The organism is Labrys sp. F242 (assembly GCF_057813875.1).
In genome coordinates, this window is sequence record NZ_JBVASG010000001.1 from 3,139,128 (window position 1) to 3,156,351 (window position 17,224).

General features: G+C 63.3%; 14 protein-coding genes. 8 read left to right on the forward strand and 6 right to left on the reverse strand.

Going from position 1 to position 17,224, the window contains the following annotated elements:
- Positions 1-3 precede the first annotated feature (3 nt).
- Both ACZYTC_RS14790 and ACZYTC_RS14795 read right to left on the reverse strand, forming a co-directional pair.
- A complete protein-coding gene (locus ACZYTC_RS14790; RefSeq protein WP_434955341.1) occupies positions 4-891 on the reverse strand; it encodes a heme/hemin ABC transporter substrate-binding protein in 888 nt (295 codons plus the stop codon).
- A gap of 10 nt (positions 892-901) precedes the next feature.
- Positions 902-3,028, reverse strand: coding sequence for a TonB-dependent hemoglobin/transferrin/lactoferrin family receptor (locus tag ACZYTC_RS14795; protein WP_434955340.1), 2,127 nt, complete (start codon positions 3,026-3,028; stop codon positions 902-904).
- Between the two features lie 246 nt (positions 3,029-3,274).
- On the opposite strand from ACZYTC_RS14795, the gene ACZYTC_RS14800 reads away from it, so the two are divergent.
- Both ACZYTC_RS14800 and ACZYTC_RS14805 read left to right on the forward strand, forming a co-directional pair.
- A complete protein-coding gene (locus ACZYTC_RS14800) occupies positions 3,275-4,153 on the forward strand; it encodes a ChuX/HutX family heme-like substrate-binding protein (RefSeq protein ID WP_488989892.1) in 879 nt (292 codons plus the stop codon).
- Positions 4,150-4,521: a DUF8817 family protein gene (locus tag ACZYTC_RS14805; protein ID WP_149251795.1), complete on the forward strand. Its 372-nt coding sequence runs from the start codon at positions 4,150-4,152 to the stop codon at positions 4,519-4,521. Before ACZYTC_RS14800 ends, ACZYTC_RS14805 begins: the two co-directional genes overlap by 4 nt.
- A 64-nt stretch (positions 4,522-4,585) precedes the next feature.
- Here the strand turns inward: ACZYTC_RS14805 and ACZYTC_RS14810 are convergent, their stop codons facing one another.
- Positions 4,586-5,575 carry a zinc-dependent alcohol dehydrogenase family protein gene (locus ACZYTC_RS14810; RefSeq protein WP_488989893.1) on the reverse strand — a complete coding sequence of 330 codons (990 nt, stop codon included), beginning with the start codon at positions 5,573-5,575 and terminating at the stop codon, positions 4,586-4,588.
- Between the two features lie 104 nt (positions 5,576-5,679).
- Between ACZYTC_RS14810 and ACZYTC_RS14815 the strand changes: the two genes are divergently transcribed.
- Positions 5,680-6,579: a LysR family transcriptional regulator gene (locus ACZYTC_RS14815; protein ID WP_441772737.1), complete on the forward strand. Its 900-nt coding sequence runs from the start codon at positions 5,680-5,682 to the stop codon at positions 6,577-6,579.
- Positions 6,580-6,587: 8 nt separating this feature from the next.
- Here ACZYTC_RS14815 and ubiA read toward each other — a convergent pair whose 3' ends face one another.
- Entirely contained in the window at positions 6,588-7,547 is a 960-nt protein-coding gene (gene ubiA, locus ACZYTC_RS14820; protein ID WP_488990013.1) for a 4-hydroxybenzoate octaprenyltransferase, read from the reverse strand.
- Positions 7,548-7,565: 18 nt separating this feature from the next.
- Complete coding sequence (locus ACZYTC_RS14825) at positions 7,566-8,030, reverse strand: hypothetical protein (RefSeq protein ID WP_488989894.1); 465 nt, start codon at positions 8,028-8,030, stop codon at positions 7,566-7,568.
- A gap of 238 nt (positions 8,031-8,268) precedes the next feature.
- Here ACZYTC_RS14825 and ACZYTC_RS14830 point away from each other — a divergent pair, with 238 nt between their 5' ends.
- Both ACZYTC_RS14830 and ACZYTC_RS14835 read left to right on the forward strand, forming a co-directional pair.
- The gene (locus tag ACZYTC_RS14830; protein ID WP_434955335.1) at positions 8,269-9,006 is read left to right on the forward strand and encodes a 16S rRNA (uracil(1498)-N(3))-methyltransferase; all 738 of its coding nucleotides are present in this window, start codon (positions 8,269-8,271) and stop codon (positions 9,004-9,006) included.
- 218 nt (positions 9,007-9,224) lie between these two features.
- Positions 9,225-10,595 (forward strand): glutamate--cysteine ligase, encoded by a 1,371-nt coding sequence (locus tag ACZYTC_RS14835; protein ID WP_441772736.1) that lies wholly within the window; start codon positions 9,225-9,227, stop codon positions 10,593-10,595.
- Positions 10,596-10,683: 88 nt separating this feature from the next.
- Here the strand turns inward: ACZYTC_RS14835 and ACZYTC_RS14840 are convergent, their stop codons facing one another.
- Entirely contained in the window at positions 10,684-12,432 is a 1,749-nt protein-coding gene (locus tag ACZYTC_RS14840) for an aromatic amino acid ammonia-lyase (protein ID WP_488989895.1), read from the reverse strand.
- A gap of 351 nt (positions 12,433-12,783) precedes the next feature.
- Between ACZYTC_RS14840 and ACZYTC_RS14845 the strand changes: the two genes are divergently transcribed.
- From ACZYTC_RS14845 to ACZYTC_RS14855, 3 genes are all read left to right on the forward strand, one after another.
- Positions 12,784-13,707 carry a DMT family transporter gene (locus ACZYTC_RS14845; protein WP_488989896.1) on the forward strand — a complete coding sequence of 308 codons (924 nt, stop codon included), beginning with the start codon at positions 12,784-12,786 and terminating at the stop codon, positions 13,705-13,707.
- Positions 13,708-13,911: 204 nt separating this feature from the next.
- Entirely contained in the window at positions 13,912-15,129 is a 1,218-nt protein-coding gene (locus ACZYTC_RS14850; protein ID WP_488989897.1) for an ROK family transcriptional regulator, read from the forward strand.
- Between the two features lie 262 nt (positions 15,130-15,391).
- Complete coding sequence (locus ACZYTC_RS14855) at positions 15,392-17,224, forward strand: peroxidase family protein (protein ID WP_488989898.1); 1,833 nt, start codon at positions 15,392-15,394, stop codon at positions 17,222-17,224.

Sequence of the window (17,224 nt, forward strand, 5' to 3'; positions counted from 1 at the left end):
ACCCTACCCCGAGAAGCGGTCCGGATGCAGGCGGCGCGCCAGCGACTGGATCTGCGTGGCGGCCGACGGCCCGAAACTGAACAGCGTGGAAAGATCGGTCTCGACCAGCCGGTCGGGCCTGCCTGCAAAGGCCGAGGTCAGTCCCAACTGCTCGAGAAAGACCGCCGCGCCGCCGGTGTTGGAGACGACAGCGCTATCCGCCAGGATGAAATCGGGCGGCGTGGCGGCGAGCACCTCGCGCGACACCGGCTTGAACAAGGGGAAGTCTCCGAACGCATTGGCGCCGCCGGCCAGGGCATAGGTGGCATCGACCAGCCCCATCTTGCCGCCCGCCATCGGCGTGCCGCCGTCGATGGAACGGATGAAGCCGATCTTGGGATGGCTGGTGATGCCGTCGAGACGCTTGGAGACATCGGCCATGGTTGAAATCACCGTGCCCGCCAGAGCCTCTGCTTCCTTCTCGCGCCCGAGCAAGCCGCCGACATGCTTGATCTTGGCGGCCATGCCCTCCCCGTTCAAGGGGAAGGAAACGATCTCGATGCGCAATCCGGTGCTGCGCAGCTGCTCCACCGCGGTCGGCGGTCCCAAATCGCGATTGGCGATCAGGAGGTCCGGCTTGAGGGAGAGGATGCCTTCCACCGAGATCTGTCTGAGATAGCCGATGGACGGCAGTTTGGTCACCTCAGGCGGCGCCTTGGAGGTGGTATCGACGCCCTGGATGACCGAGACGCCGGCAAGCTTGGCCACGATCTCGGTGACATCAGCGCCGGCGCAGACCACGCGCTGGATGCCTTCGGCACGAGCTATGCCCGGCAGGGCCAGCAAGGCGAGCGCGCCGGCCAAGACGCCCCCTGCCAGGACATCACGACGGCTGAGTTCGGAAGTTCTCATCACCGCCTCCTCACTTGCCCGCGAGCTTGACGGTAAGCGCGAACTTCGCCGCCAGTCCGGTGGAGTAATCGGAATTGAGGAACGCCTTGTAGCGGCGATCGAAGATGTTATCGACCGCCAGGCTGGCGCTGACATTATCGCTGTATTTGTAGCTGGCGAAGACGTCGACCAAGCCATAGCCGCCGCTGGGTTCGGTCACCCTGCGGGAGGTCGCACCGACCAGGGTGACCCGCGAACCGACGGTCAGGCGATCATCCCAGAAACGCAGGCCGACGGTACCGCTGACCTTGTTGGGCGCCACCGAGTTCAGGGGCTGGTCGGTCACCCGGTTCTTGCCGTTGGTGTGCGATCCGGCGATCGACACGAAACCGGCACCCCAGTCATAGGCGGCCTCGAGTTCGACACCCATCAGGCGCGCCTTGGCAATGTTCTGATATTGCTGGGTGGGGAAGCAGATCTGCGGGTTCGGATTGGGGACGTTGCAGACAAACGGGGGAATGCCCGGGAAGCCCGGCACATAGGGAGCACCGGCGACGATATCGATATAGTCGTCGACATTGTTGACGAAGCCGTTCAGCTTGGCACGAAACGTATCGCCCTCCCGGAAGACATTGTCATACTTGGTATTCACGCCGATCTCGAAGGTGTGGCCGACTTCGGGCCGCAGGTTCGGGTTGGGCTTGATGGGGAAGGACGGGATGGGATGAATCCCGTCCATGAGCGTTTCGCTGATCGACGGCGAACGGTAGCCCTCCGCATAGGTACCGTAGAGTTCGATACCCTTGATCGGCGTCACGCCGATGGTGATCTTGGGCGATAGATGACTGCCGTCGGATTCGTACTTGCCGCCTTCGAGCTGGTAGTGATCGTAGCGCAGGCCTCCAACCACTCGGAGCCAATCGCCGTAGCGGACCTCGTCCTGGACATAGGCGCCGAGAAGGCGCCTCGTGCCCGACGGCGTGAAGGCGGTGACGAAGCCGCCGGCCCCGTCCCGAGTTTCGACCCGATCGAAGGCGGCGTCGACACCATAGGTCAAGGCATGGTCGAAGGCGCCCGTCGAGAAGCGCGACGTATTGTAGACGTCGAAGCCGAACGTCCCGACCTTGTCGGAGAGCTTGTCCCCCGGCTGCACGCCCAGGCTGGCATAGGTACCGGGAACGATGATCGTCTTCTCGTTCTCGGTTTCCGAATAATAGACCTTGGCGTTGAAATTGATCAGCGGGTTGTCGGGGCTTTCGAACTTGTAGCCGGCCGTGAAGGTCGAGGTGACAACATCATTGCGCCAGCGTGAATTGCCGCGGCTGGTATTGTTGTTGTCGAAGTCGAACTTCTGGCTCATCGCGCTCAGGCTGACGGTCTGGCCGTCGCCCGGATGATAGTTGAATTTCAGCAGGCCGCCGAAATTGTTCTTGCCGGTATAGGTGACGCGATCATTGTTGCCGTCACGATAATCGCCGGCGCCGCGATAGATGAACTGGCCATAGATGTCGGCGACCGTGCCGAAGCGCATGCCTGCCGAGGTCGAGGTGAAGGCGCCCAGACCATTGGAGGAAACGCCGACCTTCTGCTCCACGCCCCAATTCTGGTCAGGCGTCAGGATGGAATCGATGCCACGGGTGGTGAAGGAGGCCACGCCGCCGATGGCACCCGAACCGTAGATATTGGAGATCGGGCCGCGCACGATGTCGATATTGTTGATGAATTCAGGCTCGAGATAGAAGCTGCCCTGCGCATTGTGGCCGGTGATCTGGTAGTCCTGCCGCGCACCGTCGACCAATACGTTGACGCGGCCGAAATCCTGCATGCCGCGAATGTTGATCGACTGCATGGGATCGTTCGAACTCACCTGCGTGGCGACACCCGGCACCGTCTTCAACAGATCCGAAACCGAAGCGGGCTGGGCCCGGTCGATCTCCGCCTGGGTGATCTGGCTGACGCCGCCCAGCGTGTCGATCAGCTTTTCCGAGGTCTTGGTCGCCGTCACCGTTACGGTGTCGAGCACCACCGGTTCGTCGGCTGCGGCGGCCTGGCCGGCGGGAGCCTGCTGCGCGCGCGCCAACGTCACGCTTCCCGCCAGCAAGGCAAGAGCGGCTACCGTCGCAAGGCTGCGACTGCGCATGTAATTCGACCTGACCATCTCGGCTCCGCAACGTATAATTATTCAAAACTGCGCTGCAGATAATTTATCTTGTAGAAGCAGGCGCCGTTTCATACAGTTTTCAGCGATTTGCGGCAGCAAATGGGGTGTGTCAAGGGATTAATGCCTGATTATATTGATATAATCTGCGCAGTTTTGCTTAGTTCTAAACTGCAATAACAAGCTTAAGTCCCAGTTTTGAATTTCTCTATTTTGCGCCGATCAGAACCGAGGGAAAGAAGGGAAATGAGCGAGTTAAAACAACGGTGGCAGGCTCTCCGGGAAAGTCAGTCCGGATTGCGCATTCGCGATGCCGCGGCGCAATTGGGGGTTTCGGAAGCCGCCCTGCTGGAGACCCGGATCGACGAAGGCGCGAGGCGCCTGGCCGTCCGGGTCGACGCGCTCTGCGCCGCCCTGCCGCATCTGGGTACCGTAATGTCACTCATCCGCAATGAGTCGGCCGTGCACGAAAAGGATGTCGCCTTTCCTGCCGGAGCCGAGTCGGATGGCGAAATTCGCTTCGCCGGCGAGGGGTTCTGCCTTACCTTGATACCATCTTCGGTTGCACACGCCTTCTATGTGGAGGATGCCAACCCCAAGGGACCGTTGCGCAGCATCCAATTGTTCGATGCGGCGGGCGGTGCACTCTGGAAGATCTATGCCCGTGACAAGGCCGATCACGCCGCTTTCGAGCGACTGCTAGCCGAACTCGCCTGGCCGGACGGCGTTCAACCCATTCCCTTCTCCCGCCCCGCCTCAGCATCGACGGACGCCGCTCCGGCCGGCAACCCGACCGACCTGCAGGCTGTGCTGGAGGCCGCCGCCGCCGAGGCCATTCCGGTCAGGCTGGAAGTCGCCAATCACGGTGTCAGGCAAAGCCATCGTGGGCCGCTGGCAAGGATCGTCAGGATGGGCCCCTGGCTCAACGTGCTCGATCCCGGCTTCGACTGGCACCTCAACGAGAAACCTTTGTCAGGCGGCAGCATCGAGCTCGGCGACAGGCCGATCCTCGTGTTGCACCTCGCTTCGGGCGGCGAGGCGGCGCGGCTGCAGGCCGATGACGGCGCCACGACCGATCAGCAGGCAGCCTGGCGCGGCATCCTGGAGAAGGCGGTGACGTCATGAACCAGGCCGTGACCGCGCGCCTCACCGGTGCGATCCCTACTCTCGCCTCGCTCAGCTTCGAGGAAACCACGCAGTTCTACCAGAGGCTCGGCTTCGAGGTCCTGCACAGCGACATCTCCTTCCTGCTCCTGCATCGCGACGGCGTGCGTCTCAGCTTCTGGCTGACGGGCAACCGCCGGGTGCCGCAGGCCACAAGCTGCTGGCTCGAGGTCACCGGCATCGCGGCCCTCTACGAGCATTTCAACGCGCTCAACATCGTGCACCGCAAAGGCCATCTCGAGGCCAAGCCCTGGGGAACGCATGAGTTCTCGATCACCGATTGCCATGGCAATCTGATCCGCTTCGCCGAGCAGTTGCAGGACCATTGAGGCTTCACAAGTCGCCCCCTGGCTTCGGTCCGGACCTTGTTCCGGCCAGAGCCAGGGGTTTCGCTCACAACGTCACCACGACCTTGCCGAACTGCTGGTTGCTCTCCAGGAAGCGATGGGCCTCGACGATCTCGTCAAAGGCGAATGTCCTGGCGATCACGGGACGGAGCGCCCCCTCCCGTACCCCGGCGAGAATGAAAGCCTTGGCGGCTTCGAGGCGCGCGGGGTCACCCGTGATCTCATGGACGAGATAACCGCGCAGCGTCAGGCTCTTGCTCAGCACCGTGAACAACGGAAAGGGGGTCGGCGCGCTGCTCAATCCGCCATATTCGATCAAGATGCCGCCACGCGCCATGGCCGCCGTGAGGGGCAGGAAGAGCGGGCCGCCGATCGGATCGAACACCACGCGCACCCCTTGCGGACCGGCGATCGCCCCTAGCCGCGCTTCGAGGTCTTCCTCCTCGGCAGCGATGACGTCGCCTGCACCATGATTCAGCAAGGCCTGCCTCTTGGCAGAAGTCCGGGTGATCGCGACCGGCTTGGCGCCGACACGATTGGCGATCTGGATCGCCGCCAGCCCCACACTGCTCGAGGCCGCCGTGATGGCCACGAAGTCCCCCGCCCGGATCCCGGCAATGTCGACCAGGGCGCCGTAGGCGGTGAGATAAGGCATCCAGAGCGCTGCGGCATCGGCCCAGCCCAGTGACGGCGGATGCTTGACCACGAGTTCGGCGGGAAAGCTCGCCAACTCGCCATAGGCAGGCCAGCGCACCATCGATTGCGGCGGGACGATGCTGACGGCGTCGCCGAGCGAGAAACCGTCGACGCCGGCACCGATGCCTTCGACCACGCCGGCGGCTTCCAGGCCGAGGCCCGACGGCAGGACCGGCGTCTCGATATAGCTGCCTCTGCGCAGCAAGGCTTCCGCCCGGTTTAGCCCCAGCGCCTTGACCTGGATGCGGATCTCGCCCCGGCCCGGTGCGGGAAGCGCGATCTCCTCGATGCGCAGCACCTCCGGGCCGCCATGGCTATGGAAGCGAACGATACGAGCCATTTGGTAGAACTCCTAATCAATGGAACCGAATATGGTATGCACCTCCTCATTTCCGGGATAAATGCTGTGTCAGGAAGAGCAGAAGAAACCATTGGTTTTGAATAATGGATCGCCTCGCGAGCATGGCCGTCTTCGTCAGGGCCGTCGATCTCGGTTCCTTTGCGGCGGCGGCCGCCGCGCTCGACTTGTCCGGGCCGATGGTGGGCAAGCATGTCCGCTTCCTGGAAGAGCGCCTCGGCGTCCGCCTGCTCAACCGGACCACCCGCCGCCAGAGCCTGACGGAGTTCGGACGTGCCTATTACGAGCGTTGCCGCATCGTGCTCGCCGAAGCCGAGGCCGCGGACGCCCTTGCCGCCGACCAATTGTCCGAACCGCGAGGCACGCTGCGGGTCGCGATGCCTGCTCTGTTCGGCCGCCACTGCATCATGCCGGTCCTGCTGGAGTTGGCGCGGCGGCATCCCGCCCTCGCATTCGATCTTTCGCTCGGCGACCCCATCATCGATCTTGCCGAGAATGGCTGTGATCTGGCGATCCGCACCGGCACCCTGGACGACAGGGCCGGCATCATCGCGCGCCGCGTCGCGCGCCAGCGCATGATCCTATGCGCCGCCCCGTCCTATCTCGCCGATCATGGCACGCCCATGCAGGTCGAGGACCTCGCCGGTCATGCCTGCGTCATCTATCGCCGCTCGGGCCGGATCCGTCCCTGGCTTTTCCCGACAGCGCAGGGACAGCCGCGGGAATTCATGCCGAACGGCCGGTTGCGGCTGGACGATCTCGCCGCCATAGCCGATGCGGCGGCAGCCGGCATGGGGCTGGCCTGGCTCCCTTCCTGGCTGGTCCGCGAACGTATTCAGGCCGGCGCCCTGGTCAAGCTCCTGCCGGACCGGCCCGATTTTCTCTATGACGCCTATGCGCTATGGCTGGAAACGCCGCATCTGCCGCTGAAGGTGCGCGTGACGGTCGATGCCCTGGCTGCAGCCCTGCCGGCGACGATGACCTGACAGCCGGCCTAGAGCCAGTTCCAGAGGCAATCCGCGATCAGACCGGCAAACAGGATGGCGCCGGCGTCGCGGTTGGAGCGGAACAGGATCAGGCTCAGCGCGCCGTCGCGATGATCGAAGCGCATGACCTGCCGGGCGAGATGCACGGCAAAGCCGGCAAGACCGAGATAGGACAGGAGGCCGGCGCCATTGGTGGCCAGCGCCAGCCCGATCAGCACCACGGCACCGGCGTAGAACGCACCGACCGCACCGCGCGCCTTGTCGCCGAACAGCAGCGCCGTCGAGCGCACGCCGACGATCGCATCATCCTCCTTGTCCTGGCAGGCATAGACGGTGTCATAGGCGATCACCCACAGCACCGATCCAGCGAACAGCAGCAGCGCCGGCAGGGCCAGCCCCGCCGCGACGCCGGCCCAGCCCATCAGCGCGCCCCAGGAAAAGGCAAGGCCAAGAACGGCCTGCGGCCAGGAGGTGATCCGCTTCATGAAAGGGTAGACGGCCACCACCGCCAGCGAGGAAATCCCCAGCAGGACGGCGAAAAGGTTGAACTGCAGCAAAATGACAAGACCGATCAGGCCCTGCGCCCCCAGCCAGGCCGCGGCGGCAAGGACGGTGACCTGCCCCGACGGGATTGGCCGCGAGCGCGTGCGCTCGACCTTGCCGTCGATGTCCCGGTCCGCGAGATCGTTGAGCGTGCAGCCGGCGCCGCGCATAACGAAGGCGCCGATCAGGAACAGCGCCAGATGCCAGAGTGTCTGGCCGGCCGTGCCATGATGAAGGGCAACGAGGGCCGCCGACCACCAGCAGGGCCACATCAAGAGCCAGCCGCCGATCGGGCGATCGGCGCGCGACAGGCGCAGAAAAGGTCGCCAGGCAGCCGGCGCGTGGCGATCGACCCAGTTGCCGGTGGGTGCGTCGGCCACCTTGTTCGCCAGCCCGGTCAGACCAGCCTCGGCGGGACGCGGCACCATGCCGGCACTCTCCCTTTACTGCAGGCGCAGATTGACGGGTGGCTTGGGCGCTGCAGGCCCACCCCCGCCGCGACCAGGCTGCGGCGCGGCCTGCTGGCGCGGCGGATGGGAGCAGATCTTCGCCTTGGTTTTCTGAGTCTGGGCCAGGTCTGCCGAGATTTGCCTGACATTCTCGTCCGTGATCGAGCAGAACTCCTTGTTGGACTGCATGTAGTCCAGCATCTTCTTGTCGTTCTCGATGTAGGAGGAGAGACTGCCGCAGAACTCGTTGAATGTCTTCTTGGCCTGTTCGAAGGTCTTGGGCCGCCCGCGCTTGTTGATCGCCTGCAAAGCCAGTGCGATCTTCCCACGGCGATCGATCATCGGCTGCAGGTCCTTGTTGCAGAACTGGTTGCCGATCGGAGCCGACTCCTGCGCTGCGACCGGTGCTGCGGCCAGCAAGGTGCCGGCGACGAGGGAAATCGAAACGAGACGCAACATGAGGACATCCGCAAGATTGGTGGTGACACTCTCGATACAGAGGAACTATTGATCTCGCAAGTTCGGGGCAGCTTGATGGCGTGTCCACCCCCTGTTTTTCTGCAAGCAGGTTCTTACCGACCCAGCACGTGGCTCGGTCGGTAAGAACCTGCAAGATCTCAAACATTTGCAGAGTATCTCGATATTGCCCCCTGGTGGGCGACCTCGAAATACTCTGCTTAGAACAAAGACCCGGTACATGGCCGCCTATGATTTTCTTTCCGTCCGGCTTTTCGTCGATGCGCCGCTCGGCGAAGGACAGCCGGTCGCGCTCGACAAGACGCAACAAAACTATTTGGGCAATGTCCTGCGCCTGAAGTCGGGTGCGCGCATCCTGGTCTTCAACGGCACGGACGGCGAATTTGCCGCCGCGGTCGCGCATGAAGGCAAGCGCATCGGCCTGGAGGTGGAGGAGCAGACCCGGCCCCAGACCCCGATACCGACACTGCGCTGGCTGTTCGCCCCTCTCAAGCACGCCCGGCTCGACTACATGGTGCAGAAGGCGGTGGAGATGGGCGTCGGCACCATCCAGCCCGTGATCACCCGCCGCACCCAGGTTTCCCGGGTCAATCTCGAGCGCATGCGGGCGAATGCCATCGAGGCGGCCGAACAATGCGGCGTGATTTCCGTGCCTGAGATCAAGCCGGAACAGAACCTGATGCGTCTTGCCGAAGACTGGAACCCCGACATGCATCTGATCTTCTGCGACGAGAGCGCTGCGATCGCCAGCCCGCTCGAGGCGCTCGCTGCCGTTCCCAGGGGGCCGCTCGCCGTGCTGATCGGCCCGGAAGGCGGTTTCGACGATGTCGAGCGCAGCGCCATCGGCCGCATTCCCAGCCATACCCGCCTCTCACTCGGTCCCCGCATCCTGCGGGCCGACACCGCGGCGGTGGCAGCCCTCGCCTTGGTGCAGGCTGTCCGCGGAGATTGGCGCTGAGGCGGGATCTCCTATGGGGCGCGGACTTCCAGTCCGCTCTTGGACTCACAACTCTCAAGAGACAGGAAAGTGCGGACATCGCGACATGCGAGCATATCGCTGCGATGTCCGCGCTCCAGTACCCCTTCTCACTTTTGACGCGATCTTGTATCGGCGCCTGATTGTTTTCCCGGATGGCACTGTCTATGGTCCGGGCCGTTTTGTAAGGTTCTCCCCGCATGGCCCGCGACGTAATCGATTCAACCCCCATTGGCTCGCGCGACGAACTCGTCGCCTGGATCGAAAAGGGCGTCAAACCGCCGTCCCAATTCCGGATCGGCACGGAGCACGAGAAGTTCCCCTTCCGGGCCGGCACGCACCAGCCCGTTCCCTATGAAGGTCCCAACGGCATCCGCGCCTTGCTCGAGGGCATGCAGGCGATGCTCGGCTGGGAGCCGATCATGGAAGGCGAGCATATCATCGGCATGCTCGACATTACCGGCGGCGGCGCCATTTCGCTCGAACCCGGCGGCCAGTTCGAACTCTCCGGCGCGCCCCTGCCCTCGATCCATCAGACCTGTTCGGAAATCCACGCCCATCTCGCCCAGGTACGCGAGATCGGCGGCCCGCTCGGCATCCGCTTCCTGGGCCTTGGCATGTCGCCGGTATGGACGCGGGAGCAAACGCCGCGCATGCCCAAGCGCCGCTACGAGATCATGACGAACTACATGCCCAAGGTCGGCGTGATGGGCCTCGACATGATGTACCGGACCTCGACGGTGCAGGTGAACCTCGACTTCTCCTCCGAAGCCGACATGGTGAAGAAGCTGCGCGTCTCGCTCGCCTTGCAGCCGATCGCCACCGCCATCTTCGCCAATTCGCCCTTTCTGCACGGCAAGCCCAACGGCTTCCTGTCGCTACGCTCGGAAGTCTGGCGCCACACCGATCTCGACCGCACGGGCATGCTGCCCTTCGCCTTCGAGGATGGCATGGGCTTCGAGCGTTATGTCGACTATGCCCTCGACGTGCCGCTCTATTTCGTCAAGCGCGGCGACGTCTATCACGACGTGGCCGGCTCTTCCTTCCGCGATCTCCTGGCCGGCACCCTGCCGCAATTGCCGGGCGAGCGCGCCACCATGTCGGACTGGGCCAACCATCTCGGCACGCTGTTTCCGGAAGTGCGGCTGAAGCGCTATCTGGAAATGCGCGGCGCCGATGCCGGGCCGACGGGCAAGCTCGCGGCCTTGTCGGCCTTCTGGGTCGGCCTGCTCTATTCCAACGACACGTTGGACGCGGCCTGGGACCTGGTGAAGGACTGGAACGAGGCCGAGCGCCAGGCCCTGCGCGATTCCGTCAGCCGGCAGGCCCTGAAGACTCCCTTCCGCCGTGAGAGCGTCCGCGACATCGCCCTCAGGACCCTCGCCATCGCGCGCCAGGGACTCAAGGCGCGCAACATCGAGGATTGGGAAGGCCGCAACGAGGAGCATTTCCTCGACGGCCTGGACGATGTCGTCGAAAGCGGCGTCACCGCCGCCGATGAGATGCTGGCCCGTTTCCATGGCGAATGGGGCGGCAAGATCGATCCGGTCTTCGACGAAAAGGCCTATTGAACCAGCCGGTCAAAGTCCGTTCGATCAAAACGCTCTGGCGCTGCGAAATAACGGGTGCTGCTTGGCCCAGCACCCCTTCGTCAGGCAGCTATTGCAGCCCGGCCTTCGGCAAGGGCCGGGCCGCCGGAGGTGTTGGGCCGCCGCCATAGAATTTCGATGCCGGATTGGCCTGCAGGAAATCATACACCACCATCCCGATCGGCCGTTTCGGGCGTTCCGCCCCTGGCTGTTGCCACGGCACGACCTGCCGCAAGGCCGCGAGAGCTTCGGAAGGTGCCTTGCCGAAATTGCGGGATGGATTCTGGATCTTTCGGATTTCCATCCAATAGCTCGCCGTGAGTAGGTCATGCGCGAGCAATTCGAAGGACAGGTCGACGGCCTTGCGGGCGCGCTCGGTCTTGATCCTGGTCTGCGCCTGGAGGTCTTCGACCGTCGAGACGATGGCCTGCCCGGCCGGCGTGACGGGCGTACCCATCTCCGAAAGTTCCTGCCACAGGTCGGTCGGCAGATATCCGCCGAACGTTGGCGTGTTCCTGCGTGTTTCGGCGTTCAGGATATCGGCCGGCTTGACCACCGTGAAGAACGGGTTCTTGAACCGTTCGATCCGTTGGGAGACCGCAGCGCCCATATTCGTCAGGGCAATGGTGAACGCTTCGACCTGATTGGCAAGGGGATAGGGGTCCCAGTTCGCGTTGGAGAAGATGTAACCCTGCTTGCCGCCACTGAGAGGCCCACCCTTGACATGGTATTTCATGAATTGGGGTGTGCTCAGTTCCCAGGAACTTTCGGGCGTGAGCCCCGGCATGGTGGCCGGATTGTGGTCCGATGAATTGATGGAAAGGCTGACGGAATCCCTGAGTTCCGCCCAGGCATGCCAGGCCGATCCCTGTCGCTGGCTCGAGGCCCGCATGCTCTCCGGATCCTGAATGATGCGCGCGGGATCGTCATCGAACAGATAGCTGCCCCTGATCATGTCCATGATGCGGGCGGCGTCCCAGGTCAGCCAGTCATAGGGACGCATCGCTTGGACCGGAGCCGAAATCGGCGTCACGCTGGAATTCATGCCCAGCAGGTCCATTGCGTAAGTGAGATCTGCCCATTCCAAGAGCCTCCGGGAGTCTTCGAGCAGCAGAACCGCTTGCGCCTGCGCATAGGCATTGGTGCTGATCAACGCCGCCTCGTCCGCGGCAAAAGGTTCGAGGGGCTTGATGCCGGCCTGGGCGAGAGCCTGGGAGGCGGGCATTCTGACGCCGCGATAATAGGCGTCCCCTTCCCCGACCATCGCGGCCCCGATATTGCCCATCGTGTTCAGATCCCCCTCGCCGAGCGTGCCGCGCGACTGCACGACGGGAGTGACCCGCTTGTTCAGCATGTCGACGAGAATTTGCGTCAGAGGCGGACTGGCCGCCTCGTATGACATCGTATTGGCGCGAATGGCCATGATGGCCCGCACGAGAGCCTCTTCCCGGATCTCCGGCCCATAGCCATCCCTGACACCGTCCTTGAAGCGCGCGAGCTGCTGATCCTTCAAGAGCTTGGTGTTTTCCGGGGTCGTCGGATCGCCCGAGAATATCACCGTCTCGCGCTGATCTCCCGCACCACGATTGAACCAATAGATCGTGACGTTCTCGGCAGCGCCCTGCAGCAAAAGGCCATAGGCATCGGCCGAGCGTCGACGCGCTTCGGGGCTGAGCTCGACCTTGGCGCCATTGCGGGCGATCTCGACAACCTGCCGGTAGGTAAGATCGCGTCCCGTCAGCGTGACCGTCTTTTCGACCTCTGCCTCGGTGATCGGCAGATATCTGTTGGTGTCTTCAAACGCTATCGCGTGCGGCACTGAGGAAAATAGGAAAGCAACGACCGCGGCAGTCAAAAATAGACGAATTGGATACCTGGTACGCCTCAACATACGCATTTCTCCTATCGGTTAGCGGAAAGCTCCCAATACAACGCTTCACTAATTAGAAAAAAATATTCATATAAGTAAAAATCCCTGCAGCTCCTTGTCAATCGGGCCAGTGAAAATTCGGATCGCCCAACCGCCACTGCCGGTATCGAAGCCTGTTTGGCAGGCCCGTCATTCCGGCCCGGTTGAAGCGTCCGCGTCCCGCAACCATCAATCGGCGCGATGACTTCCATTCGCGAGCTTGATTGGACCGATCCGGCAAATCCCCCGATAATCGAGGCCATGAGCAGTACGACTTTGAATGCAGGGCCGGGCCGGGCAGCACCGCTCGGAGCCATCGATCTCGGCCTCTATGCCGGGGTGGTCTTCGTGTGGGGAACCTCGTGGATCGCACTGCACATGCAACTCGGCGTGGTCGCGCCGGAAGTCTCGCTGCTGTGGCGCTTCCTGCTCGCCGCGGTGATGATGCTGGGCTGGGTCATGCTTTCGGGTGGCCCACTATCCTTCGCCTGGAAGGACCATCTCGGCTTCGCCGGGCTTGGCCTGATGCTCTTCTCCAGCAATTTCCTGTGCTTCTACTATGGCGGCCTGTCGACACCATCCGGCCTGCTCGCCGTGGTCTTTTCGCTGACCTCGGTGTTCAATATCGTGCTGAGCGCCCTCATATTCGGCCAGAAGCCCAGCCCGCGCTCGGTCATCGCCGCCTTGATGGGTTTTGCCGGCGTCGGCTTGATGTTCGCGCCGCAACTCGCCGGCGACCATCTTTCGAGCGCGGCCCTCACCGGCCTCGTCCTGTGCGTGGTCGGCACCCTCAGCTTCTGCTTCGGCAACATGCTGACCCTCAGCCTGAAGAAACGCGCCATTTCCCTGACCTCGGCGACCGCCTGGGGCATGGTCTACGGCTCGCTTTTCTTGTTTGTCTTCAGCATCGCACGCGGTCAGGCTTTCATCATCGAGCCTAATCTGCATTATCTCGGCGCCCTGCTCTGGTCGGCCCTGCTCTCCTCGGTCGCCGCCTTTGCCGCCTATCTCACTTTGCTGTCGCGCATCGGAGCCAGCCGGGCCGGCTATTCCACCGTGCTGTTCCCGGTGGTCGCGCTGGCCATTTCGACGATCTTCGAAGGCTATGTCTGGACCACGCTCGCCATATCAGGCCTCGCGGTCGTGCTCGCCGGCAATCTGCTGATGCTGACCGGGCGGCGCTGATCATGCCCCTGGAAGCGCGGACGTCCCTACGACACTTGAGAGAGTGTCGGACGATCCGCAGCTTGGAACCACGACGCTTGCAGCAAGAAAAAGCGGACGGGGACGTCCGAGCTCGCGAAAATGGACCCTTCTCTCCTGGCTTATGACTGATTCTGGTCATAAGGTTGCCGGCCAGCAAAACAGGTATGGCAGCGAGGAGCCGCGGTGAAGGATAGCGTCAGGTCGGGACAGGAAGCAGGCTCGGCGGCGGGAGCCGGCGCGATCCTCTGGCTGATCGCCTCCGGAAAGGCGCGATCGCGTTCTGCCCTGATCGAAGCCTCCGGCCTGTCGCGCTCCACCGTGACCGAACGCCTCGCCGCCCTGTTCGCCGCCGGGCTGATCGAGGAAGCACCCGATGCGATGCCGAGCGGCGGCCGGCCCGCGCGCCTCATCCGACTGAACACCGCCTTCGGCGTGACGCTTTGCGCCGATATCGGCGAGAGCCATGTGCGCCTGGCCGTCACCGATCTCGAACCACGGATCCTGGCGGAAGCGGTGGGAAACATCGATATTCGCCGCGGCCCAGTGCCGGTTCTTGGCTGGATCGTCGAGCAGTTCCGAGCGCTGCTTGCTGAGATCGGGCGCGACAGCGGGGACGTACTCGGCATCGGTCTCGGCCTGCCGGCGCCGGTCGACCACGAAGGCGGCCGCGTCGTTGGCCCTTCCGTCATGACGGGTTGGGACGATTTCGAGATCCGCACCTGGATGCTCCGCCAATTCGACGCCCCGGTCGCGATCGAGAACGACGTCAATCTGATGACCTTGGCCGAATATCGTCGTTTCTGGCCCGGTGTCGGCCAATTCCTCTACATCAAGGCGGGAACCGGCATCGGCAGCGGCATCATCACCGATGGCCGTCTCTATCGCGGCGCCCAGGGCGCGGCCGGCGACATCGGCCATATTCAGCTCACCCACGCCCCCGCCCCGCTCTGCCGCTGCGGCAAACTCGGCTGCGTCGAGGCACGGGCCGCCGGCTGGGCCATCGCCCGCGATCTGCGGAGCCACGGTATCGAGGCCTCGGCCGCCCGCGACATCATCGCGCTGACCCAGGCGGGCGAGCCGGAAGCCGTGCGGCTGGTGCGCGAAGCCGGACGCGTGCTCGGCGAGGTGACCTCCGACGTGGTCAGCGTGCTCAATCCCAGCGTGATCGTGATCGGCGGCACGCTCTCACTGGCCGGCGAGGACCTGATGTCGGGCATTCGCGAGCTGGTCTATCAGCGCTCGCTGCCGCTGGCCACGCGCAACCTCACCATCGCGCCGGCCCAGTCCGATCTGCCCACCGGATTGCTGCTCGGGGCCGCCTTGCTCGTCATCGAAATGCAGACGCGCCTCGAAACGATCGAGCGCACCATCCTTCGGCATCAGCGCCCGCGCGCAGCCTGAAACTGCGCGACGACTTTTGAACAGACAAGAAGGGTCACCCCTCCCTTTGCGTCAATGTAAATTCATCAGAAATCAGACAAACAAAATCCGCGCCCTGAAGATTTTCATCTTCGAGGTATAATCTTCCACCATGCTCTCGATGCTGAAGAATTCATTGCGTTAAATACCGTGACAATACCGTGATTCCGGATTGATCATCCGGGATTTGCAAGTCGACAAACCTGCGCTTCCTACCCATCATTGCTGCCACAAGGGGGATGCAATGACTGGAATTGTCGATCGCTTGCTGATCCTGCTGGCACGGGGAACGAGCCGCTTTCGCATCTGGTACCGCTGGCCCTTCCCTGTGAGCGTTGCCATCATGCTCGGCAGCCGGGGAATCTTGAGACAGAACAACCTCTTCGATACCGAGACGGCACCCGCGCGGCCCGACCCGGCGGATGGCTTCGACATTCTCCAGTTCCGCACGGCCGACGGCAGCTACAACGATCTCGCCCAGCCCTGGATGGGGCGGGCCAAGACACGCTTCGGCCGAAACGTTGCATTGAACAAGACCTATGGCGAGGTGGCGCCAACCTTGTACGAGCCCAATCCGCGGCTGGTCAGTTCCAGACTGCTGGCGCGCCAGGCCTTCGTTCCCGTACCGCATCTGAACGTATTGGCGGCGGCTTGGATCCAGTTCATGGTGCATGACTGGCTGAGCCACGGCACCAATCTGAAGGAAAATCCCCATCGCTTCGACGTCCCGGAGGGGGATGACTGGCCGGCCAGGACGATGGAGGTGCTGCGGACCCCGACGGATCTGACGGAGGCGGACCAGCCTGGACGGCCGGCCGCCTACACCAACACCGAGAGCCATTGGTGGGACGCCTCGCAGATCTATGGCTCCAGCCTCGCGCTGCAGACCCGCATCCGCAGCAATCCCGCGACCGGCGCGATCCGTGCCGACGGCAAGATCCATCTCGACGAACGCGGCCATCTGCCGGTCGACACCGAAGCCAAACAAGCGGGATCGGAACTGTCCGGCGTCAACGGCAATTGGTGGGTCGGCCTCTCCGTGCTGCATACGCTGTTCGCCCGCGAGCACAACGCCATCGTCGACCGCCTGCGCATCGACCATCCCGACAAATCCGGCGAATGGCTGTTCCAGAAGGCCCGTCTGGTCAACGCCGCCTTGCTTGCCAAGATCCACACGGCCGAGTGGACCCCGGCCCTGATGAACTCCCCGTCCGGCCGTTTTGCCATGCGCGGCAATTATTTCGGCCTGCTCGGCGAGACCTACAAGAACAGCTTCGGCCGTATCAGCGACGGGGAGATCCTGTCGGGCATCCCAGGTTCCCCCAAGAACCATCACGGCGCGCCCTATGCCATGACGGAGGAGTTCGCCGCCTGCTACCGCCTGCATTCGCTGATGCCGGACAGCTTTTCCTTCCGCCGTCACGAGGATGACGACGCCCTGTTCGAGCGCAACCTCACCGACGTCTTCGCGGGCAAGACCCGCACCGTCTACCAAGAAGCCGGCTTTCTCAACGTCGTCTATTCGCTCGGCACTTCCCACCCCGGCGCCCTGGTGCTGCATAATTTCCCCAACACGCTGAGAAGGCTCGACAAGAGGGTGGAGGAGAACATCTTCGTCGACCTCGCCGCCATCGACATTCTGCGTGACCGCGAGCGCGGCGTGCCGCGCTATTGCGAGTTCCGGCGCCAGATCGGCGCGCCGGTACCGCGCAATTTCGAGGAACTGACCAATGACACGACCTGGCGCACGGAGCTTGCCGAAGTCTATGGCACGGTCGAACAGGTCGACCTCCTGGTCGGCACCCTGGTCGAGAGCAATGCCCATAATGGTTCGCCGCCCGGCTTCGGCTTTTCGGACACGGCCTTCCGCATCTTCATCCTGATGGCCTCACGCCGCCTCAAGAGCGACCGCTTCTTCACCGAGGATTTTCGTCCCGAGATCTATACGCCGGCCGGCTTCCGCTGGGTCCAGGAGAACTCGCTCCTCACCGTGCTGCAGCGCCATGCCCCGGAACTCGCGCCGGCCTTCACCGCGACGCGCAACGTCTTCTTCCCCTGGACCAAGGCGAGCAGGTGA